The organism is uncultured Dokdonia sp., assembly GCF_947492535.1.
In the GTDB taxonomy this organism is placed as follows: Bacteria; Bacteroidota; Bacteroidia; order Flavobacteriales; family Flavobacteriaceae; genus Dokdonia.
This window is the reverse complement of sequence record NZ_CANLNH010000020.1, coordinates 14731-39682: the sequence shown is the minus strand read 5'-3', so window position 1 is coordinate 39682 and position 24952 is coordinate 14731. Positions and strand designations below refer to the sequence as shown.

Annotated in this window: 9 protein-coding genes; all 9 read left to right on the top strand. The window is 37.6% G+C overall.

Features of this window, described 5'->3' with window-relative positions; translation table 11 throughout:
• Positions 1-102 precede the first annotated feature (102 nt).
• The 9 genes from Q1A60_RS19580 to Q1A60_RS19540 all read left to right on the top strand — a co-directional run bounded on the left by Q1A60_RS19580 (position 103) and on the right by Q1A60_RS19540 (position 24893).
• Complete coding sequence (locus tag Q1A60_RS19580; protein ID WP_299768651.1) at positions 103-1149, top strand: hypothetical protein; 1047 nt, start codon at positions 103-105, stop codon at positions 1147-1149.
• A gap of 137 nt (positions 1150-1286) precedes the next feature.
• Positions 1287-2273 (top strand): hypothetical protein, encoded by a 987-nt coding sequence (locus Q1A60_RS19575; RefSeq protein ID WP_299768648.1) that lies wholly within the window; start codon positions 1287-1289, stop codon positions 2271-2273.
• A gap of 3 nt (positions 2274-2276) precedes the next feature.
• Positions 2277-4280, top strand: a complete 2004-nt coding sequence (locus Q1A60_RS19570) for a PKD domain-containing protein (RefSeq protein ID WP_299768645.1) — start codon at positions 2277-2279, stop codon at positions 4278-4280.
• A gap of 3 nt (positions 4281-4283) precedes the next feature.
• Positions 4284-6899 (top strand): CHAT domain-containing protein, encoded by a 2616-nt coding sequence (locus tag Q1A60_RS19565; protein ID WP_299768643.1) that lies wholly within the window; start codon positions 4284-4286, stop codon positions 6897-6899.
• A complete protein-coding gene (locus tag Q1A60_RS19560) occupies positions 6886-7326 on the top strand; it encodes a retropepsin-like aspartic protease (RefSeq protein WP_299768640.1) in 441 nt (146 codons plus the stop codon). Before Q1A60_RS19565 ends, Q1A60_RS19560 begins: the two co-directional genes overlap by 14 nt.
• 47 nt (positions 7327-7373) lie before the next feature.
• A complete protein-coding gene (locus Q1A60_RS19555; RefSeq protein ID WP_299768638.1) occupies positions 7374-10412 on the top strand; it encodes an ATP-binding protein in 3039 nt (1012 codons plus the stop codon).
• A complete protein-coding gene (locus tag Q1A60_RS19550; protein ID WP_299768635.1) occupies positions 10399-11046 on the top strand; it encodes a response regulator transcription factor in 648 nt (215 codons plus the stop codon). The genes Q1A60_RS19555 and Q1A60_RS19550 overlap by 14 nt, the downstream gene beginning before the upstream one ends.
• Positions 11047-11720: 674 nt before the next feature.
• Positions 11721-17369 (top strand): FG-GAP-like repeat-containing protein, encoded by a 5649-nt coding sequence (locus Q1A60_RS19545; protein ID WP_299768632.1) that lies wholly within the window; start codon positions 11721-11723, stop codon positions 17367-17369.
• Positions 17370-18059: 690 nt separating this feature from the next.
• Positions 18060-24893, top strand: a complete 6834-nt coding sequence (locus Q1A60_RS19540) for a BspA family leucine-rich repeat surface protein (RefSeq protein ID WP_299768629.1) — start codon at positions 18060-18062, stop codon at positions 24891-24893.
• Positions 24894-24952 lie beyond the last annotated feature (59 nt).

Below are 24952 nucleotides of genomic sequence, written 5' to 3'. Positions count from 1 at the left end.
GAGTAAATATAAAAAAAAGTTCTAGAAAAGGGGTAACAATAGAAAGAGCATACTGATATAAGGGTGTAAAACAGAAAAACAAAACATCAAATTAATATCATTATGAAAACAACAAACATGAAGTACACAGATCAGAACAATAGTATGAATATGTACAGAGTAACTAAATCAATTATCGTATGTCTATTATCATTTATGCTGATGACAAGTTGCGAGACAAATGATGACGCTGACATCATTGATCAACTACCTGATGACATTGTCCAAATATTTGGAGGATTAGAATACGCAGCTAGTATCTTAGAGGCACGTGAAAATGCTATTCAAAGCTTTACAATTGATGCTTCTACAGGGGGTACTATTATAGGAAACAATGGAACACAACTGTATTTCCCCCCTAACGGACTTACACATTTGGGAGGAGAAACTGTATCTGGAGATGTTACTATAGTACTTATTGAAGTGTATAGCAGAGCAGATATGCTAACCCTAAACTTACCTACAAATGGAAAAAGAGATAATGGTGACATTGTATCTATTATTTCTGGCGGCGAATTTTATATCAATGCTACTCAAGATGGAAATCAACTTGTTGCTGATGTTCCATTTGGCTTAACCGCTCCTACAGCCGATTTTGATCCTGAAATGACTGTTTTCTTACCAGAAGATTGTGATCGATTAGATTGTGATGTTGTATGGGAAGAAGATGAAAATGCTAACATACAAGGAGGTGAAATTCAAAATGCAGATGGAACTTGGACTTCGGCATATTTTGCACCACTTACCAACTTTGGCTGGACAAATTTAGATAAATGGTGGTCTTACGACGGTCCTAAAACATTAGTATACGTAGACGTTCCTGAAGGATTTAACGAAACGAATAGTGCTGTATATGTTTCGTATGATGGAGAACCGAATGCATTAGCCTTTTTTGATACGTACGATACCGATTTAGATATGTTCACAGAGCATTACGGGCAAATGCCTATAGGGTTAGAAGTTCATTTCATATTTGTATCTGTACAAGAAGGTAGTTATGTATATGCGATACAAGGCGCTACTATTGGAGCAGATCATATTGAAACTATTACGACCACACAAACGACAACAGAAGCAGGTTTAACGGCATTAATCAATGCATTACCATAGTAATTTTTTATTAAGTTAGAGAAATCTCAAAGTGACAGTATTGCTTTGAGATTTCTTACTTCTTAGTCGCTTTCATTGTTTTTACCTATATTTAAAATGCATTACCCCCCTTTTGCAGCTAACTAACAATCCATAGTATGAAATATATTCAATTCCTATGTGCGCTCGTTTTGGCGGGATGCCTCGCTATAAGCTGTTCTGAAGATCACGATTGTGAAGAAGGGGTTATTGAAACTCCAAATGCCGTCGCTCCTATAAATGGAGCTGATTATACTACAAGTCTTTTAGATTGTCGATTGCCTAAAGTACAAACATTTACGATACAAGGATTTGAAGGAGGTCTACTCTTCGGCACACAAGGAGGTGTTATTAATATTCCAGGACAAACCTTATTTAATGAAGATGGAACCCCTATAGATGGCGAAGTAGAAGTAAGTCTATTAGAAATGTTCACTTCAGGAGATATCGTAGCTTGTCAATTATCTACAAATACACGTAATGCTGCTGGAACGATAGAACCTACTTTAAGTGAAGGTTTATTGTTTTTTGATATTCGTTTTAATGGTAATCCTGTAGTGATCCAAGGAGAAATACAAATTTTTATTCCAGAAGAAAACAACGCACAAGAACAACTACTTTTTAATTCTCCTTCCTGTTCTGATATAGATTGCATGGTCACTTGGGAAAATACAGGCATTGCATTTCCTACTGAAATCATAGATCCAAATGGCAATAATAGTAATGGATATAGTGGCATTACCTCTCAAACAGGATGGTATCATATAGGCCAATTTAATCCTAATCAGAATGAAAGAACGATCGTTTACAATGTACCTCCTCCTGGATTTAATGACACCAATAGCAATGTATTCTTCCGTTATAACAATGACAAGATTGCTGTAAGCTTATTTGAACAATATGATATAGGTTTAGGTGTCTTTAGTGAAGTATATAGCGAAATACCTATAGAAACTCAGGGACAGTTAATTTTTGTTTCAAGACAAGATGGAATATACATGGTAGATACTTCTGAGATACGCGTAACACAAAACAATATTGGAGCTACAACAACGACCATTGATGCTACCGAAGAAGAACTCATCACAGTTATTAATTCCCTGTAAGAAATGAGCAAAAGAATTTTCATAACCGTTCTCTTCGCAAGTATATTGAGTTACAGTAGTTACTCACAAACTACTATACAAGATACACTTACTAGAAGTGCTCCTATATTTTACGATGTATTAGGTAATAAAGTGACCTACGGCGCAACAATGCCTCAACTTAATCAAATAGCAGGAGCCCCAAAAGCCTATTACACCTATTATTGGGAATTTGGCGATGGGAATTATAGCAACGAAGAAAAACCAAAACACACCTATAAGAAACAAGGTAATTATGAAGTACGCTTATGGAGCACCAACAACTACGCAAATGGCAAACCTCCTGCGAGTAGACCCAAAAGCGTTACAATTGCTGATGATCAAGATGACCAATCGAGTCTAGATGCAGATCCTTCTGTAAACAAATCTCCTTTTCAACTTGACGAAAATTTAATCATAAAGACCAATCGTGATCCTGTACCTGAGCAAGAACTTGTGGTGATTACCAGTTATAAAAACACCAAAGACTACACCACAAGCGGAAAGTTATATCTCTTTTACAATGACGAAGCTTTTAAAAATGACAATTTCACACTTAAAGACACCCGTCTTCATCATAATGAATCGGTTGTAGAAGAACAGTTAATTACCTCCAATACGGGCATTGATTTTTCGTCAGAATATCTCACATCAACAGATGGCTCTCCAATTGAAAGACCAAAGCTATCTTTTCGCGACAGCGTAAAAAAAACAAACCTTTTAAATACGATAGATGAATCAAAAGCATTGTATCGTAACAGTCAGGTGATTGAGTTTAAAGACATGCAACCTGGAGAAGAACGCAATATTTTCCGCACGCTGGAAACCACTCCAGAAATGATTAAAGACACCAGTGCTATTGTTACGTTACGAAGTGTATATGTTCCTGATGAGAATTATGAAAATCATACCGTAAAAGACACTGAAATGGAAATTGTCACTTCACATGATCCTAACAAAATGTCATCCAATGGTACGCTGATGAATTATCGCCTTGTTCGATTTAAACGACTTAAGTTTAAAGTACGTTTCCAAAATGATGGAGAAGGTCCCGCAAATACAATCAGACTAGAAGTAGATACTCCAGAAATGTTTGACAAAACAACCTTGAAAGTAGAAGACATGTATCCTCTATGCCGTATTTGTCCTAAAGGTCGTGAAGTTGATTATTCGTGTCTCGATACTATTTTCAAAAAAGACAAAATCATCTTTACTTTTAAAAGAATATATCTTCCAGGTACTGCCCAGAAAAACGTAACAGATCGAGATTCTACCAAAGGATTTGTCAAGTATTCTATGAAGTTTGGCAACGATTTTCACAAGAAGAAAACGCGAAGTCGTACGGCCATTTACTTTGACAAAAACGAACCTATTTATACGAATTATAGCACTACTCGATTTACACCTGGCATTTCTATAGGCGCAAAAGCAGGAACCATTTTTACACCAGACCGTGAGAATAGTCAGGAGTATTTTGCAGGCGTGACGATTTCACCATTTAAATCATACAAATGGTATTTACAATCTGAGTTGTTCTTTTCAGCAGGCTCTTTTGAGACCTTACGGAACTTTGAAACAAGTGAAATAAACGATATTGGCATTGAGAGTATCACCCGATTTACCGAACAAGCTGAAGAAAATAATATTTCTACTTACCTCGTCCCGATCTCTTTTAGGTACAATCTAAATAACTTTATGGCGATAGGCACAGGACCTCAACTTCGCGTTGATTTACAAAGCAATTGTGAGCAACAAACACTTGGAGAATTTTCATTACTCATTCCGGGAGAGGGTGAAATACGAGACGAGACACAAGACACCTTTCAAGAAACCAAATGCGATAAAGGCTTTGGGAATTTTCAAGCAGGTTGGTTTGTAGGTGCTAATTTTGGAGGTGTTCGCATTGGCCCCAGTGGAGGCATACGATATGTGTATAATTTCAACGAACCCCAATCGCAAATACAATTGTATGGTATTTGGAAATTTTAGCCTATGTCCAGAAAAGTATTCTTAGGTATTTTTTTTCTCATCTTCTTTGGCAGAGTACATGGGCAAGAAGCTGCTTTTTACAAAGTGTTAGATCAATTTTTAGAAACCCCAACCCAAGATAATTTTCAGCTATTAATTACCTCATCAGACAGCCTACAAACACCAGACTTAAAAAGCCATCTCGCTAAAGTAGTCGTAGATTGTAATATTGGATATTATCAAGAGCGTCAAGGGAATCTTCAAAAAGCAATCGCTCGTTATGAGAATGCGATAGACCGTTATAGTAGGCATCACTTAGAAGGCTATGATATCGTTACTTCTGCCATGATTCCGCTTGGAAATTTATACACAAAGACCAATGCATATATTGAAGCAGAAAACTTGATAAAGGGGTATATTACGCTTTCGCGAAATCGAACTCGCGAGATTCACGACCATCGGGAGAGCGAAGCGGTAAAGCAAAACAATGCTCAAAACCTCCTTTCTGGCCTTATTAATCTTTCAGTACCGCTTCAAAATCAAGGAAAGTATGCACAAGCGATTCGTATTCTAGAGGAAGCGTATGCACTAGCACCTGAAAATAAAGATATTCAGATGAATCTGGCGACCAATTATCTAAGCGTTGGAGATTATCAAAAAGCTGAAGACAGAGCAAAACAACTCATAAAAAAGGACCCGAATCAAGTAAATGCTTATAAACTAGTATCACAAGTAGCCCTTCAAAAAGGAGATACAAAAAAAGCCGTTCAATTTCTTGAAACGTCTATTGACATACAATCTAAACTACCGAATCAAACCTTAAGAGATCTTTCAAAAACAAAGCTTGCACTTGCGCAAGTGTATCATATTCGAGAAGAGTATGAGTTAGCTACCGCACAATTAGAACAGATATACACTACATGGTTTCCAGACTATGTTTCTGGAAACTTGCCCGAAGTAAAACGTCTAGTTGCAGATAATACTTTGATGGATGTTTTAGATCTTCATGCAGAAATCTATACCCAAAAAGATCAAAAAGAAAACGCACTTCAAGCATATGCACTTGCTGCTGAGGTATCTGATGCATTGAATGTACCGCAACTTTCACAACCGTCTAGACTTGTTCTAGAAGCTTCTGATAAAAAAAGAAGCGAAGAACGACTCACCTTGTTATATGAAGCATACAAAGATCAAAAAGATAGTACTCTACTGGAAAAAGCAGTACAAATAAGCGACCGATCCAAGGCTAACTTAGTGAGTGAAGCGATGAATGATAAGGCTAAACTCTCGCAATATGCGCAAGACAGTTTAGTCATTGAATATGAACAGCGTACTCAAAAATTAGCACAACTGGAAGTGCAGTTATTTCAAAAAAGACAAACCTCAGACATCAAAGGCTTAGAAGAGTTACAAAGCGCATATTCCAGTGAATTCTTATTACAAAAGAAACTGCGTGAGGCCATTTCTAAAAAATATCCAGATTTAAGATCATCCAAGGCTACTTTCACACTTAAAGATCTCCAAGAAAAAACAACGCAATCTCAACAAACTATTGTAAGCTACTTTTTCGGATTTGAAACCGTCTTTCAATTTGTGATAAGTCCTGATGAAATACGTTTCCACCAGATTGCTAAAGACAGAAAAGCACGAGATCAATTATTTAATAACTGCGTAGCTTATAATCGGTATTTTGAAAATGCAAGCGCGATACTCAATGATCCGTCTGGTTTTAGCTCCCAATCTTTCAAACTGTTTAAGACACTGCAGTTAACGCCATCACAGCAAATGGTGATCATTCCAGATGGCATACTTGCCTTTGTCCCTTTTAATACCCTACTCACCTCAGCAAGTACTCAGCGTACTTTTAGTGAAATGCCTTTCCTATTAAAGGAAACGCAGGTTACATCTCAACTCTCATACACCGAATATCTGAAGCCAAATCTTGGCTTGCGAGATATTTCAACCGTATTAGGCATATTTCCTGTTTTTGAAAACACGCCGTTAGCTTTAGAGCATTCCAAAGAGGAAGCAAAAGCAATAAGCGAGACATTTAACACAACTACACTTATGGGAGATACTGCATCTATCAATAACGCATTTACAAAAGCGTCGCAACATACCATACTCCATTTTTCTACGCATGCTTCAGGTGGCAGTTTTACAGAACCTGCTAGTATCGCATTTATCGACAGATCATTATACCTTAACGAATTGTATAGCAAAAACCTAAACCCAGATCTGGTTGTATTAAGTGCCTGTGAGACTGGTATTGGACGCATTGCTTCTGGTGAAGGACCGCTTAGTCTTGCTAGAGGGTTTCAATATGCGGGTGCAAAAAGTGTCCTTTTCTCACTATGGAAAGTAAATGATCAATCTACCGCAAACCTAATGAGTCGGTATTACAAATCACTCAAAAAAACAGCGTCAAGAAGTAGTAGTTTACATAAGGTTCAACGTATCTATCTTCAAGATGAAAACATATCTAATATTAAAAAATCACCCTATTATTGGGGTGCCTTTGTATACTATGGTCCTACAGATATTCCGAGCCAACAAAATCATATCCTATGGTGGTGGATACTGGGTATTTTTGGAGTACTTTTGAGTATTGTTTTGATTAGAAAATATGGCAAGTCTTAGAGAATTTTTACTAGAAAAAGGATATACACGCATTCGGTTATTCCCTACCCTCACACAACATTTAGAAATTACAGCCAAAATCAATGGCGTTAAAGGCTCTTTTATTCTCGATACAGGTGCCTCAAATTCTTGTGTGGATTTTAATTTTGCACCCCATTTTAAACTTACTAGTGAAGAAAGCGAGGTGCTGGCTGCTGGTGCTGGTGCCACTGATATGCGTACTGAAATCTCAAAAGATAATACTATCAAAATAGGCACTTGGAAACGAGAAGACATCAACCTTGTCCTTTTTGATCTCTCTCATGTAAATACTGCTTTAGAAAATCACAACACCCCTCCTGTACATGGCATTTTAGGAGCAGACATCCTCAACCTCGGAAAAGGAATCATTGATTATCAGTACACTTGCTTATATCTTAAAAAGTAAAATATAGCTTATCTTGTAAAAGAGGATTTTATTGTAACATCTCCCCCATGAGAATCTTAATCGTACTTTTTTTTAGTTGTTTTTGGTATGTATCTCATGCGCAAAACAATGAAGTATATCTAAAACAATTCACCCAACAAGACGGACTAGAGATAGATAAGGTAAACGCACTTGCATTTGATCAAAATGGATTTCTTTGGTTAGGCGGTGGTGTTAATCCAGCACGCTCTAAACTTATAGCAAACACAAATCCAACTATTTTACAACGCTTTAACGGAAATTCTTTTCATACCATCCCGACACCTGACAATAGTAACATTTTTGACATCTACAAAAGGAAGGATGGGCAATTTTACATCGTCACAGATAGTTCACTGTATCTTTTTGATCCTATTACAACCAAATTTATAGAAATACACACCTCTACACACAAAGGAACATCTTCTGTTTTTGAGTATCAAGACAAAAACTATGTCATTACTCAAAATAACCTTGAAGTAATTGTCAATACCATACATCCTGATTTAAAATTAGAAGAAATATTTCGATTTACCACAAAGGTCAATCGTATTAAGATAGATAAAAAAACACAGTTTATTCCTTTTGAAGATGTCGTTGTTATTAGTGATGATAACTTCCCTATCACCTTTGTTACTTGGGAAGGAGACGTTGTAAAAACCATTGACCCAAAAGGGTTTGAAAACGAACGAGAACTCGCTTTGCGTAAAAAATGGATTGATGGACATTTCCAAATGAATGGACAGCACTATGTACTTTTATATAATTACCATCAAGTATATCGCATAGACCCTGACGTAATGGAGCTAATCCCTGTAATGGCTACAGAAAATCAAATTCTTAGCACCATTTTAAAAACGTACAATGATCCAAAAGGAGGACATTCTATTATTTCTTCCTATAAAGACCAATTATCAATACAAACATTACATAAAACGAAAGGGCTAACCACTGTATACGAAGACAAAAAATTTGGCGCTGCTAGTAGTTTTGAAATCGTATCTAAAGACATACAACGTGATGCCTGGTTTACAACTAACAATACATTACACTACATAAAATTCCCATCAGATATTGTAACGACATTACTCCCTGATAAAGAGATAAGAGCCATAACGCCTCTCTCAGAAAAAAAACACCTAATTGCTACAGAAAAGGATGGATGGCAGCTTTTTAATAGTAGCAACAATACCATAAAACCCTATACCACTCTTGAACAAGGAGACGTTTTAAAACCATCCTCCTCTCGTAATTTTTTTATAGAAGGCAGTACGATATGGAGTAATGATACTGCTGGAGGAATTATTGAGGTAGACACCTTAACACGAGAAATACAGTATTATAGACATTACCCTGTAATATGTATGGTACGCCCTACAGATTCTACCATTGTATATGGAACCAAGGGGTACAACCTTATGGAGTTTAACACACATAAGAAAACCCACACACCTCTGGTAGCTACAGATTCCTTAGAGATTTATGATCTCGAATGGCGTAAAGCAGATAATCACATCGTAGCAAGTACAAGTAAAGGAGTACTCACCTATGATCTTAGCTCAAAAGAGCATGCATTATATAATGATCCAGCACAACTCCCCGATCCCTTTCTTCTTATGGGAGAATATCACCCTGAGTATGGATATATTCAAGGGTCACGTTCTGGCATCATCACCACGTTTGATCTTGCAACTAAAGAATTCAAGACCCTATATCAAGATGAACTACAAGCTGGTATTGCGACCATTCTTTTTGATGATCAAGACAACTGGTGGATCAATACCTTTAACGGCATCGTATCCTTTAATCCAGCATCAAAACAAACACATCGCTTTTCTGTAAAAAACGGATTTACAAATAACGAAGCCAATAGATATAGTGCTTTAAAGACAGAAGACGGATTTTTGGTAGGCACCATACAAGGGTTAAACTTTTTTGACCCAGAAAAACTTCAACCAGAAGTAAATACGGCACAAATCGTCCCTTTACGTATCAGCACCTATAATACACAAGATAAAAAATATAGCGTATCACATAATCAGTTCGCTTTCGCGAAATCGAGCTTGCGAGATTCACGACTATCGAGAGAGCGAAGCGGTAAAGCAAAAACCATCACACTCCCATCAGAAAATCGTGCCTTAGAGATTGGTTTTGCCTTGACACAACCTGATGTAACCCGAAACGAACGTTATCGCTACCGCCTTGATGATAAAGAATGGGTATCTATAGGAAATACACAATCCATACGCTTTCCAAATCTTGCTGCGGGACGATACATGCTAGAAGTTGAAGCACTAGACTTTTCAGGTAAGAAAATTGGAGACTCCCTCCTACTTCCCATACATTCAAAAGATTTCTTTTATAAGACCTGGTGGTTTTTCCTAATAATAACTGTAATCATATCTAGTATCCTTTTCTGGATGCTCAGACAACAACAACTTCGCAAACGCCTACAAGAAGGCTTTTCACAAGACTTAATGCAATCGCAAGAAGAAGAACGCGCTCGTATTGCTAAAGATTTACATGATAGTGTTGGTCAACAACTCACTTTGATCAAACAAAAACTCCAAGAACAAGGAAAAACAACTATAAGTGAGCTTACCCACAAAGCCCTAGAAGAAATACGTCATATCTCTCGCGGATTGTATCCTACCATTATCAAACAACTAGGACTAAGCGGTAGTATTGAGCAGTTACTCTATGACGTAGATGAGCAAACCGACCTTTTTGTCTCAGCAGATATTGATGATATTGACGACCTTTTTGACGAAAATGAAGCGCTACACATTTACCGGTTTGTTCAAGAAAATGTATCTAATATTATAAAACACGCTTTCGCGAAAGCATTCTCAGTAACAATCCAAAAAGAAAAAAATACAATACAAATCACCATAAAAGACAACGGAAAAGGTTTTGAGGTATCAGAAAAACAAAAGAACCATAGTTTAGGATTAAAAACCATGGAAGAACGTATTCGTATATTAGCAGGAATAGTAACTATAGAAAGTAGTCTAACATCAGGAACAGTAACCACGGCACAAATCCCCCATAGTTATGCAAAAAAATGACATACACCTACTCATAGCAGATGATCACCCATTACTATTGGAAGGGCTTAAAAACGCGCTACACACCCACGGATATTCCCATATAGTAGCCGTAGAAAATGGCGCGCTCGCATTAGATTATGTAAAAGAAGAACAACCCCATGTCGCATTACTCGATATTGAGATGCCCTTATTAACAGGGTTTGAAGTCATTAAAAAATGCCAAGCATTAAGCGTTACTACACGTTTTATTATTTTAACCTCCCACAAAGAAAAAGGCTTTGTTTTAAAAGCTAAAAAATTAAACATTGCTGGATACATCATAAAAGACGAACCTTTTATGGAGATAGACAAATGCATTCAAGAAGTAGCAGCAGGAAACACCTATTTCAGTGCGACATTTGATGCTGTTTTCGAAGGAGAAATCAGTCCTCAACTACAAAAAGTTAAACTTCTATCTCCCTCAGAACGTACCATCTTACGACTCATTGCTCAAAATAAAAACTCTAAAGAAATTGCAGAATTACTTAGCATTTCTGTACGTACGGTACAAAAACATCGTGCTAATATCATTGCAAAACTAGAGTTACCTACAGGCTTAGACTCTCTTTCTATCTGGACCCAAGAACATCAAGAATTGATACTCTCCATTTAATTCATTCCCACAAAGGCGGGAATCTCATCGTGATACTCATCATATACAGAGAAAACCTCATCTCATAGAAGGAAATTTCATCATTTATAAAGGAAATCTAACTCTATCAACTCAAGCTGTCACCTCGAGCGCAGTCGAGAGCTCGCACAACCATACACTAAAAACTTCTCAATTAAATTTGTCACCCTGAGCTTATCGAAGGGGCAGTCGAAAAATTTCATACACCCCTAAACAACGCCTTTTCATAAAACCACAAATAGAGTAACACGCTAACAATAGAGTATTACTCTATTTTACTTTTTTTTATAGGGAATAACTATTCAACGATCATCTAAAAAATCACACCTCTCTAGCTCTTATATCAACAAACTCAGCACAACGCATTCTTAGGAGGGAATTTTTGTCAAACTGAACTTGTTTCAGTTTCTCATTAGTGTGATGAGATTCTGAAATGAATTCAGAATGACCTATTAAGTTGCTTTTAGATAGCTTTTTTAAATCTATTTTCTTTATTCTCTTCTCTTTTTTCATTCTCCTTCATAATTCTGAATTCGTCGTTCTACATTCATCATTCCTCACTACGTACGCCCTACGTAGTTTTTGCAAGAGGTACGTATTTATTGATGAATCAATTTTATTGTATTTTTACAATCAAACTGATAATTCCCTAAATCATGAAACAGTTACTCTTATTTATAATTGTTATAGTTTCAATTACTCCTATACTTACTGCACAACAAACTTTTACAGCATCTGTTGAAGGTGGTTTTTGGTCACAGGGTTCTTCTTGGGAAGGAGGTGTTTCTCCTGGGTTCAATGTAAATAGTAATGCAACTGTTATTATTCCTGCAGGTCGTAGTGTATCTCTAATAACTTCTAATTTCACTAATAATGGAACCATACAACTTGAAGGTGTTTTAAATATATCAGGATCAGGAAATCCTGATGTAATTACTATTATCAATAATGGAAACATAACCATAAATTCTGGAGGCTTTCTGGTTTATGTAAATCAGGACACCTCTGTATTTAACAAAGATGTCATTACTAATAATGGAACTTTTATAAATAGTGGCTTAATAGATGCTCCAATAATAACAGCGAGACAAAGAGAATTTAATAATACTTTAACAGGTGTTTTTAGAAATCTCAACGGTACTTTGAGACGTAGACTAAATATAGACATCACCAATGAAGGAACTATAGAAAATACTGGCATAATAGAAGGTCTTCACTCACTTACCAACAACGGATCAATAACCAATGGGGCTGGTAATCTAACGATAAACCCTGCATTGATAGATGCAAATAGGCCTAATGATGGGATTGGGAATCTTGACAATTTAGCTGGAGGTACCATAGTAAATGCAGGTACTATTACTATTAGAAGTGAATTTAATAGTTCTGAAGATTTTACGGCAGCTACTAATCTTGGAACAATTACGAATCAGTCAGGAGGAACTATCTCGATACAACGTTTTTTAAACGCCCTAGTTTCTTTTACAAATGATGCTACACTTAATAATAATGGCACCCTAACTATTAACAATGCATCGCTAACAAACAATAGTCAATTAAATTCTACTTTTAGCATTATCAATAATGGAACACTCAATAATAATGCTACAATACAAAATACAGGAGGAAGTATACAAAATAGTGGTGCATTTACAAACAGTGGCTTCGGCACATTAAATAATGATATTACTTCCTCAATTGTTAACACAGGAACATTCGTGAATAATGGGCAACTTATTAATGCTGGTGGTGGGATTACAAATAATGCTGGAACATTTACTAATGTAAATAGTCCAGCTACACCTGCTATCTCTGCTACTATAAATACGACAGGCACTATTACCAATAATGCCACATTTACAAATTCATTTTTCTTTATCAATAGTGGAACGATTACGAATACAGCAAATATGAGTAGCCAATTTATGAACAATAATGGCACATTTAATAATGAAGGCACATTTACAGTGTTAACCAATGGCATAGTAAGCAGGGTCACAGGTACATCATTAATAAATAATACAGGATCACTTACGGTTCAATCTGGAGCAGCATTATCGCTTCCCACTGCTACCTTATCCAATACAGGTACAGTTTCTATAGAAGGCTCGTTAAATGTCTCCGATGTTGCATCTGTTTTTAATAATAATCCTGGGGGTCAAGTAACTATTACAGGATCTGCCAATGTAAATTTTGGACTATTAATAAATGATGGCGCATTTACTAATAATGCGGGAAGTACATTAACTATTGATAATGGAGAGTTTAGAAATAAAGGTGATGGTCATTATCAATTAAATGGCATATTGACGCTCAACAATAGTGGAGAATTCGATAATAGAGGGGACGCGTTTAATAACAATATGGCTACGGTTACAAACAATGGTTCTATATTAATTAATGGCAGCAATTCAATTATAAATAACTCTGGCTCTTTTATGAATCTGGGAGCTATTGAATTTGCAATTAATAATGGGTCTGGAGGTATACTTAGCAATCTTCCTGAAGGAAATCTCACTAATCAAGGAATGATTGATTTAGGTTTTGGAGGAGAATTAAGTAATTTTTCAGGTGGTAATGTGATTAATCAAGCTATGATCAACATAAGCTCTGGAGGAGAATTAAGTAATTTTTCAACGATCACCAACCAAGCTTCAATTATTATTACAGGTAGTGGAGAATTGATCACAAGAACAAATAGTAGCGTAACAAATACAACTACAGGTATACTATCGAACGGAAATAATTTTATCGCGCAAGATAACGGCATGCTTATTAACAATGGGACACTTACGGGTACAAATGCATCGCATGAAGGCAACTTTGTTAATGCGAGCACTTTATCTCCGGGTAATTCTCCAGGTATTTATTCTTTCACAAATGCGTATACGCACCAAAATACGGCAAATCTAAATATTGAAATTCAAGGTGCTTCTATACCAGGAACAGATTATGATCAAATACTTGTTGCAGAGTCTGTCTTACTGGCAGGGACACTTACTGTAAGTTTACCTACTGGATATGAACCGCAGGTAGGCGAAACCTTTACCATAATAACTGGAAATGCAGTCTCTGGAACTTTTGATGATGCATTATTTCCTGATTTAATTAATGAAGATTGGCAAATTAACTACACTCCTACCAGTGTCATATTAGAAATAATACCCGCATTAAGATTAGCTACCTCATTACCAGACATTAACGCGCTTAATGTAAATAATAGTACAGATATTGCTCTTACATTTAATCAAAATATTGATCCTACTTCAATAACTAATTCTTCTATAAAAATTTCAGGAAATTATGGAGTGCCGCTTACTTTTTCTAATCCTATAGTTACCGGAGCCGGAGCAAACATAGACCCAAATCGCGATTTCTTTCCTGGCGAGACGATCACAACTACTTTAACTACTGGTATTTTAAATACTGTACAAGAATCACTTAGAAAACCTTTTACCTATCAATATACAGCCGCTGCAAACCCAAATAGCCCAGGTACTTTTCCTATAATTGGTCATAATTTGATAGTAACAGATGCACTTGCAACTGTAAGAATTAATATCGCAGATATAGATAACGATGGCGATTTGGACGTTGTTTCTTGTTCTTCTGATAGCCGTCTTTTCTGGCACAAAAATGATGGTACAGGAAATTTTACACAACAACCAAATATTAGTTCGAACGCACAATTCATTTCTGAAGTTACATTTGGGGATCTTGATGGAGATGCCAATTTAGATATCTTAGTAAACTCAATATCAGACAGTCGTATTATCTGGTTTAAAAATGATGGTGTTGGAAATTTTACACAACAACCAAATATTAACTCTGATATAAGTTTTGCTGATAATATTTTAACCGCAGACCTTGATGGCGATGGAGATATAGATGTCATAACAACGTCATCATCATTTCAAAGCAGCCGTATTACTTGGTTTAAAAATGGTGGTTCAGGAAATTTCACATCACAACCAGACATTAGTTCAAATGCAACTGGTTTTTCTGATCTTACTATTGGAGACCTTGATGGCGATGGAGATATCGATGTACTTGCAGCTTTGGCTACAGAAGGTAAGGTTAATTGGTATGAAAATGATGGCATTGGAAATTTTGGTGCTTCACAAAATATTACAACTTCTACAATAAATACGGTTACTGTAAATACAGCAGATCTTGATAATGATGGAGATTTAGATGTGTTTTCTAGCAATTCTTTTGCCAATGGCGAGCTAATTTGGTATAAAAATGATGGATCTGGCACGTTTACTCAACAATCTAATAATACCTCGACTCCTGATGATATTACTGATACCGCTACCGCAGATCTTGATGGCGATGGGTATCTGGATATAATATCACGATCACTTTCAACTTTTGAGAGCAGTATTGCCTGGCATAAAAATAATGGTGCTGGAATTTTTACTCGACAACCCAACATTGTAACAGCCGGTTTACCTAGTTCGTTTAATAACTCATTTACTACTGGAGATCTCGATGGTGATGGGGATATAGATGTAATCGATCAACACATAATTTGGTATAAAAATGTACTACCCCTTTGTGCAGGGGGTACCACCACCTATACTGCCATGGGATGGAACAATGGTATTCCTGATGCAACCATGACTGCCATTATTGCCAATGATTATAACACGTCAACCATAGGTCTTGGAGACATCACCGCCTGTGAACTAATCATTAATGCTGGAGCTACGCTTATCATTACTGATGGCAATTCTGTAAGCGTAGAAAATAACATTACCATAAACGGAACACTTGATGTTTCTAATGAGGGAAGTATTGTTCAAGTTCAAGAAGATGCTATGACTATTAATAATGGATCTATCGCTGTCGCGAAAACAACCCCAACCCTAGATGATCGTAATTTTGTAACCATGAGTAGTCCAGTGACTGCTGAAGCTAGAGATCGAGTCTATGGAAATTCGAGAGCGGTTTTTAGCATCATCCCAAGTAACTTTGTGCCTTTTGTAATTGACTTTATGGTGTTTCCAGAGTTTGAGTTTGCAGAAAATTTCCTCGATGATAATAATGATTATCTATTACCTGTCACTGGAAGCACTGCAACACCCGCAGCAGGTATCGGACAACTCATATTCCCACAACCAGAGCCGAATGTAGGAGATGGCGCGTATACCCTTACCTACATACAAAATCCTTCCAATCCTGGAACCTTAAACTCAGGAACCATATCGGTGCCGATTAATTACAATGGCCCTGCAACAACAAACAACTATAATCTATTAGGAAATCCATATGCTTCGGCGATAGATGTCACAGCATTTATCAATGCCAATGATGCTGTAAATGAAGTGTATTATTGGGATCATATTACCAATCCTACATCAGATCTTCCTGGTTTTGGAACCAGTAACTTCTCTATGAATGATATTTCTATACGTAATGCCATGATGGGAATTGCCGCCGTGAATGGTGGAACACCTCCTGGACAGTTTATGGCCTCTGGACAAGGATTTGGCATCAAAGCAGATCAAGCAGAAATGGTCGCTGGAACACCTGTCGTATTTACCAATAGCATCCGTGTGACTGGAAATAATGATGGCTTTAGAAATTCTGAAACCCAAACAGGAGTCGATAAATTATGGCTAAATCTGACCTCTACGGCTTTTGACGAAGCCATTGCACAAACAGGTATTGGCTTTACACCTAATGCCACTCCCGCGATTGACAAAGGGTATGATAGTCCGCGAGTGGGAACCTTCTTATCGTTATTTACAACACTAGCTTCTGGGGAATTTTTAGGCATTCAAGCAAGAGAAGCTTTTGATCCTGAAATGGAAATTGCCCTTGGTTTTTCCACCTCTATTGAAGAAGTAACGCCATACACAATAAGCATTGGAAACCTTGAAGGAATCGCTATAGAAAATGCAACCGTTTTTATTATTGATCATCTGTTAAATACGATTGTTAACCTAAGCGAACAATCCTATACGTTTACAGCTCAGAAAGGCCTACATACAGACAGATTTACGATTGTATTCCAAGATCGTGACGTATTGAATACAGACGAAGAAAGCTTTCGCGAAAGCGTAATTACCCTCTACCCGAATCCATCGCAGGGTCAGGTTACACTCGCATATACTGGAACCTCAACTCTTGAAAACGTCCTGATTACAGACATCAACGGAAAAATCATCAAACGCATTGATCTAACGAATTTTAATCAATCACAAACCATGGATGTAAGTGATCTTGCCAAAGGCATGTATTTTATGCAGATCACATCACAAGGAAATACGGTTACTAAAAAATTGATTTTACGATAATGATATACTCCTAAAGTATTAAGGAAGCTTAGAATAAAATGGAATATGGATTGGGTATCGCTATACCATTTTACCAAAAAGGCTGAACGCAAGTTCGGTCTTTTTTGATTTTATATTCTCTTCGTTCCTACGAACCTGCCTGTCTGCAGATAGGGGAGGGAATCTCATCTTGTCACCTCGAGCGCAGTCGAGAGCTCGCAAAAATACATACCTAAAACTTCTCGACTAAGCCTGTCTACCGACAAAGGCAGGCTCGAAGAAACAAACATAATGTGATCCTTTTTCGCAAAACCATAAATAGAGTAACACTCTAAAAATAGAATAATACTCTATTTTGTGTTGTCATTTTGTAATGTAGAATTAGAGGTTAATTAATACGTCATATTGAACTTGCCTGTACTGCACTTGTTTCAGCATTTCAAGATCACATAAATTTGACAACTAGTATGATGAGATTCTGAAATGAATTCAGAATGACGTATTAAATACTTTTAGATAGCTTTTTAAAATCTATATTCTATGCTCTCTTCATTTCCGTGAAGGCGGAAATCTCATATTTTCATCTTCAATTTCGATTTCAAATTCAATTTCAAAGACTACGTACCCCTACGTAATTTTTGCAGGAGGTACGTATAGGTAAAGAAAACGCTTACGCCTACTTTTACATCCTAAACTAACATCCCTATTGTTATGAAAAGAATACTACTTGTTTTTATTTGTATCATCAGTATTACAAATACGCTACAGGCACAAACTATATACACCTACACAGGAACAGGTGACTGGACAGATACTGCAAATTGGAGTCCTTCGTATCCTGGACTGTTTATACCTAATGGTGACACCGCCATTATTTCGGAAGGTTCTCAAGCTACAGTGCCTAATGGTAGCGGTGGTATTAGTATTGAAGGAAGAATAGATATTGATGGGACACTTATTATTAATACCACCTCTTCTTTTTCAACTATAAGCCCTTTATTTAATATTCGTATTAATTCAACAGGAACCCTCCAGAACAATTCTACCATTTTTAATGACGGCAATTTTATAAATTCTGGTATGCTCATCAATAATGGTTTTATAAATAACGATCGTTTATTCTCAAGTGGTGGTAGTGGTGATTTTAACAATCAAAATGTTATTCGCAACAGAACTGGAGGTGAAATGAATTTGTCTAGTAGTTCTCCATTTGTGAATATGAATTCCGGTATCTTTAATGATTTTGGCGGGCAATTAACCCTATTAGGATTTAACTTAACAGGAAACTTTAGCAATTCTGGCTCCATTACATTTTTTAATGCAGGTCTTTTAGGTACGTTAACCAATACCGATACTGGAACGATAGCTAACCCTGATAGCAATTTTACTATTCTTTCTGGCGGAACGATTATCAATGATGGCACCATAAATAGTATTAGAAATTTTTCGATATCAAATGGAGGAACATTAACTAATAGTGGTTTCCTTAATATTAACAACTTCACCTTTGCAATAAACAGTGGTGGGATACTTACAAACTCCTCAACAGGCACTATTACCAATAATGCAACTTTCATTAACAACAGTGATCTTACGAACAATGGCTCTCTAATTAATAATAATGTTTATACCAATAATGGATTCCTACGCGGCACCAATATAGCACATACTAGTGATTTTGTTAATGCAGCTATAGGAGATGTAAGCCCTGGAGGTATACTTCCAGAAAATCTAATAGGCACCTATACGTTTAATGATAACTTTATCCTACAGTCTAGTGAATTTTTCCCTACTCTTTTTATTGATATTAATGGCAATACTCAAGCGGGTATTGACTATGACCGAGTAAATGTGACTGGAGATATTACATTAGCAGGTAGGCTTCTTGTTCAATTACCATTTGGTTATACTCCTCAGATCGGCGATGAGTACACCATACTCACTGGGGCTAATTTATCAGGAACTTTCGATCAAACGTCTTTACCTTCATTAGCTATAGGATTGATATGGGAAGTAAATTATAATCCTACTAATGTTGTCCTAACGGTACTAGCTGGTTGTGAAGTTCCAGTAACATTTACTGCACCCGCAGCTATTTGCTTAAATGCAGGTGTACAAACTAATCTAAGCGGTGGATTATCAGAAGGCGGAGCATACTCAGGTCCTGGAGTTACTGATGACGGTAATGGAATGACCTATAGTTTTGATCCCCAAACAGCAGGTGTTGGAATACATGTCATAACCTACACTTTTATAGATGGAGTTGGGTGCTCTGATAGCGCTAGTGACACTATAGAAGTATTTGATTTACCTATGATAACATTTGTTTCGCCAGCGCCTATATGTATAGATGCCGGGGTACAAACTGGTTTAGGTGGTGCTACTCCATCTGGCGGAGTGTACTCAGGACCAGGAGTAACAGATGATGGTAACGGGATGACCTATAGTTTTGATCCCCAAACAGCAGGTGTTGGAATACATGTCATAACCTACACTTTTATAGATGGAGTTGGGTGCTCTGATAGCGCTAGTGACACTATAGAAGTATTTGATTTACCTATGATAACATTTGTTTCGCCAGCGCCTATATGTATAGATGCCGGGGTACAAACTGGTTTAGGTGGCGCTACTCCATCTGGCGGAGTGTACTCAGGACCAGGAGTAACAGATGATGGTAACGGGATGACCTATAGTTTTGACCCAGCAGCAACTGGATTAGGAACATATACAATAACCTATGAAGTGACAGATACTAATGGATGTACTAACAACGCAGCAGAGAGTATAGAAGTCGTTCCTTTACCTGCAGTAAGCTTTACAGCACCACCAAATCTAGCCGTAGATGCAGGGATACAAATGGGGCTTAGCGGCGGTACACCAACGGTAAGTATTGCATCAACTACAGTTACCCTAAATGTTAGCTATGATGTTGCTGGATTTTCAGGTTTTATTGGAGGAAATATCATATTTGATGGCTCTGGAGCTATGCTATCCACAGACGTTACTGCAAACAATGAAGCTAGTGGTAGTACAGTAAATTTAGTAAATGCAGCCGCTTTAGGCGACACTATAACACTAACATTTGATAATGGTCAAACACCAAATATCGTTGCAGATACTGCAATTATAGGTGCTTCAGGAACTATAAATTTCATCTCTGGTACTGACTTTACTGTTGGTGGAGATCTTCTAGACTTCTTATCAGGTACAGGAACTGCAACTACAGATTTTGTTGGCTCTCGCCTATATACTGGCTCAGGTGTTACCATGGATGCCAATGGAACTACCTATAGCTTTGATCCAGCAGTTGCAGGCTTAGGTACGCATACAATTGCCTTTACATTTACAGATGATAACGGTTGTGCTGCTACTGCCAGTGATACCATAGAAGTGTTTACTGAAATGTCAGAATTTATAACCACTTGGAAAACTGATAACCCAGGTACTTCTAATGACAACCAGATTACCATACCTGCTATTGGAGGCAACTATACCGTAGATTGGGGAGATATGTCTACGCCTGACACCAATGTAAGTGGAGCGATTACTCATACATACCCCACAACAGGAACCTATACAGTAACGATTTCTGGAACATTCCCAACGATATTTTTTAATAATGGAGGAGACCGCGAGAAAATCCTTACTGTAGAAAATTGGGGAAATCCAGTATGGAATTCGATGGCAAGGGCTTTTCATGGATGTACCAATTTGGTTATAAACGCACCCGACTCCCCAGATTTATCTCAAGTTACTAGCATGGCTGGAATGTTTGATGGAGCTACTGCTATAAATCAGGATATTGGAGACTGGGATGTGAGCAATGTACAGAATCTAAATGGGATGTTTAGAAACACCTCCTTTAATCAAGATATAAGTAATTGGGATGTGAGCAATGTAAGCGTTTTTGCTTTTATGTTTGATGGCGCCACTGCGTTTAATCAAGATTTAAGTGCTTGGGGAACTCGTTTAGGAAGTGCAGATGATATGGCATCTATGTTTAGAGGCGCTACTGCTTTTAATGGCGCTATAGAAAACTGGGATGTAACCACAGTGACCAATATGGTAGGGGTATTTGAAGGCACCGCTTTTAATAGAGATATCAATACTTGGAATGTAAGTAATGTAAGCAATATGGCTTTTATGTTTTCTGATGCGACTGCATTTAATCAACCTCTGGATCAATGGGCAACACGCTTAGGAAATGTGACGGATATGACTAACATGTTTGAAGGAGCTACCGCATTTAATCAAGATATAAGTGGATGGAATGTAAGCAATGTACAATTAATGGCTGGTATGTTCTCTGGTGCAACCTCTTTTAATATGCCTATTGGAGGCTGGGGAGCAACTACAGCGAGTGTTGTGAATATGGAATTTATGTTCAATGAGGCAACAAGCTTTGATCAAAATATAAGCAGTTGGAATGTAGAAAGTGTAAGCAATATGACGGCTATGTTTTTTGGCGTTACACTTTCTAGTGATAATTATGACAGTCTACTCACAGGTTGGAGCACACAAACACTTCAAAATGATGTAGAATTTGATGCAGGAAATAGCGGATACTGTACTGCAGAAGCTGCTAGACAATCTATCATAGATAATTTTAATTGGGATATCATAGATATAGGTACTGAAAACATACCGCCTGTAATTTCAGATTGCCCTACAGACATCATGGTTCCTGAACCAACAAACCCAACAGATTGTGGAGCTATAGCAACTTTCACAACCCCTACCGCAACAGATAATTGTTCAACAGCTACTGTTACTCAAGTAGCAGGCCTTGCTTCTGGCGAATTTTTTCCATCAGGAACTACTGTAGTTACTTTTGAAGCAGTAGATGCTGCTGGAAATGTGGCAACATGCTCTTTTAATGTTATTGTTGCTAATAGCACACCACCTGTTGCAGTGTGTCAACCTTTTACCTTACAACTGGATGCAAATGGTATGGCTACCCTTAATCCTGAGGATATAAATGGGGGTAGTACAGATGATTGTAATAGTATAAATCTTAGTGTAAGTCGTACTACTTTTGGTTGTGCAGATGTAGGAACCCCACAAATGGTCACACTCACTGTAGATGACGGTAGTGGTAATATAGATACCTGTACTGCGATGGTTACGGTAGAAGACAACATTGCTCCTACGATTAATTGTCAGGATCTCACCGTAGATCTCGACATGAGTGGTACAATTACCTTAGATCCAGCAACTGTTTTAGCTGACTTAGCAACTTTTGAAGTAGTCCTTGTAAGTGGAAATAATGATTCAAATTTACCAGGAAGTTCTGATATTACAGTGCCTATCACCGAAGATGTTACCATCACTTTTGATTGGACATACGCAACCGATGATGGCGCAGAGTTTGACCCTTTTGGATATCTCCTCAATGGTGTTTTTACAGAACTAACGGATATCGCTGGTGATGAATTCAATCAATCGGGTACAGAAGCCGTAATGTTAAGTAATGGTGACACTTTTGGATTTAGGGCCTTTACGCTAGATAACACCTTTGGTCCTGCGACGACCACCATTACTAACTTTCAACCAAGCTTTCAAGGGCAATTTGCCACTGCAAACTGGACCGAAACCCTTACCGAATCAGATGGTTCTGCGGTAATCAACGAAAATTTAGCTGTTTTTGATGCCTGCGGAATTGCCTCTATTACCATGGATCAAACCACATTTACCACAGCAGATATAGGATCAAACCCAGTAATGTATACCGTAACCGACATACATGGAAATGTAAATACGTGCAATGCGTTTGTGAATGTATTTTCTGCAGGGACTAGTTGTCCTACCACGACCACCTATACAACAGCAGGAGGTTGGGACAATGGAACCCCAAATGCAACCACAAGAGCTATTATTGCCGAAGATTACAATACGTCAACTGTAGGGCTTGGTGATATCACAGCTTGCGAACTTATTATTAATAGCGGTGCAACGCTTACCGTGGCAGATGGTAACTCTGTAAGCGTAGAGAATAATATTATTATAAACGGAACACTAGATGTAGCTAACACAGGAAGTGTGGTACAAATAGATGAGAATGCTGTCACCATAAATAATGGAAGTATAGCTGTCGCGAAAACAACCCCAACCTTAGATGATCGTAATTTTGTAGCCATGAGTAGTCCAGTGACTGCTGAAGCTAGAGATCGAGTCTATGGAAATTCTAGAGCGGTTTTTAGCATCATCCCAAGTAACTTTGTACCATTTGATATTGACTTTGTGGAGTTCCCAGAGTTTGAGTTCGCAGAAAATTTCCTAGATGATAATAATGATTATCTATTGCCTGTTACTGGAAGTACTACAACACCAGCAGCAGGTATCGGACAACTCATATTTCCACAACCAGAACCGAATGTAGGAGATGGTTCCTATACCCTTACCTACACACAAAGTCCTATGAATCCAGGAACCTTAAACTCAGGAACCATATCGGTACCGATCAACTATAATGGTCCTGCAACCACCAATAACTATAATCTATTAGGAAACCCATATGCTTCGGCAATAGATGTGACTGCCTTTATTAATGCCAATGATGCGGTAAATGAAGTATACTATTGGGATCATATCTCGATGCCATCATCTGATCTTCCTGGTTTTGGAACCAGTAACTTCTCCATGAATGATATTTCTATCCGTAATGCCATGATGGGAATTGCCGCCGTGAATGGTGGAACACCTCCTGGACAGTTTATGGCCTCTGGACAAGGGTTTGGCATCAAAGCAGATCAAGCAGAAATGGTTGCTGGAACACCTATCGTATTTACCAATAGCATCCGTGTGACTGGAAATAATGATGGGTTTAGAAACGCTGAAACCAGTACCGATATTGATAAGCTATGGCTCAATTTGACCACAACGGCTTTTGACGAAGCGATTGCACAAACAGGCATTGGTTTTACCTCTGATGCCACACCAAGTATTGACAAAGGATATGATAGTCCGCGAGTGGGGACCTTCCTGTCCCTATTTACAAGCCTAGCTTCTGGGGAACTTTTAGGCATTCAGTCAAGAGAAGCTTTTGATACTGAAATGGAAATTGCCCTTGGTTTTTCAACATCTATCGAAGAAATAACTCCGTACACTATAAGCATTGGCAATCTTGAAGGAATCGCTATAGGAAACGCATCTGTTTTTATCATTGATCATCTGTTAAATACGATTGTTAACCTAAACGAGCAATCCTATACGTTTACGGCTCAGAAAGGAATATATGCAGATAGATTCACGATGGTTTTCCAAGATCGCGAGGTATTGAGTGCAGACGGAGATAGCTTTCGCGAAAGCGTAATTACCCTCTACCCTAACCCGTCACAGGGTCAGGTAACACTGGCATATAGCGGAACTTCAACACTTGAAAACGCCGTGATTACAGACATCAACGGAAAAATCATCAAACGTATTGATCTAACGAATTTTAATCAAACACAAACTATGGATCTAGGCGATCTTGCGAGAGGCATGTATTTTATGCAGATCATATCACAAGGAAATACGGTTACTAAAAAATTAATTTTACGATAATTGTATATTTCTAAAATAAGAATAGGCTAAAATGGAATATGGATTGGGGGATCACTAAA

Excerpts from the sequence above, each read along its gene's own strand:
- Q1A60_RS19580 (WP_299768651.1), top strand. The coding sequence starts at position 103 with ATGAAAACAACAAACATGAAGTACACAGATCAGAACAATAGTATGAAT.
- Q1A60_RS19575 (WP_299768648.1), top strand. The coding sequence starts at position 1,287 with ATGAAATATATTCAATTCCTATGTGCGCTCGTTTTGGCGGGATGCCTC.
- Q1A60_RS19570 (WP_299768645.1), top strand. The coding sequence starts at position 2,277 with ATGAGCAAAAGAATTTTCATAACCGTTCTCTTCGCAAGTATATTGAGT.
- Q1A60_RS19565 (WP_299768643.1), top strand. The coding sequence starts at position 4,284 with ATGTCCAGAAAAGTATTCTTAGGTATTTTTTTTCTCATCTTCTTTGGC.
- Q1A60_RS19560 (WP_299768640.1), top strand. The coding sequence starts at position 6,886 with ATGGCAAGTCTTAGAGAATTTTTACTAGAAAAAGGATATACACGCATT.
- Q1A60_RS19555 (WP_299768638.1), top strand. The coding sequence starts at position 7,374 with ATGAGAATCTTAATCGTACTTTTTTTTAGTTGTTTTTGGTATGTATCT.
- Q1A60_RS19550 (WP_299768635.1), top strand. The coding sequence starts at position 10,399 with ATGCAAAAAAATGACATACACCTACTCATAGCAGATGATCACCCATTA.
- Q1A60_RS19545 (WP_299768632.1), top strand. The coding sequence starts at position 11,721 with ATGAAACAGTTACTCTTATTTATAATTGTTATAGTTTCAATTACTCCT.
- Q1A60_RS19540 (WP_299768629.1), top strand. The coding sequence starts at position 18,060 with ATGAAAAGAATACTACTTGTTTTTATTTGTATCATCAGTATTACAAAT.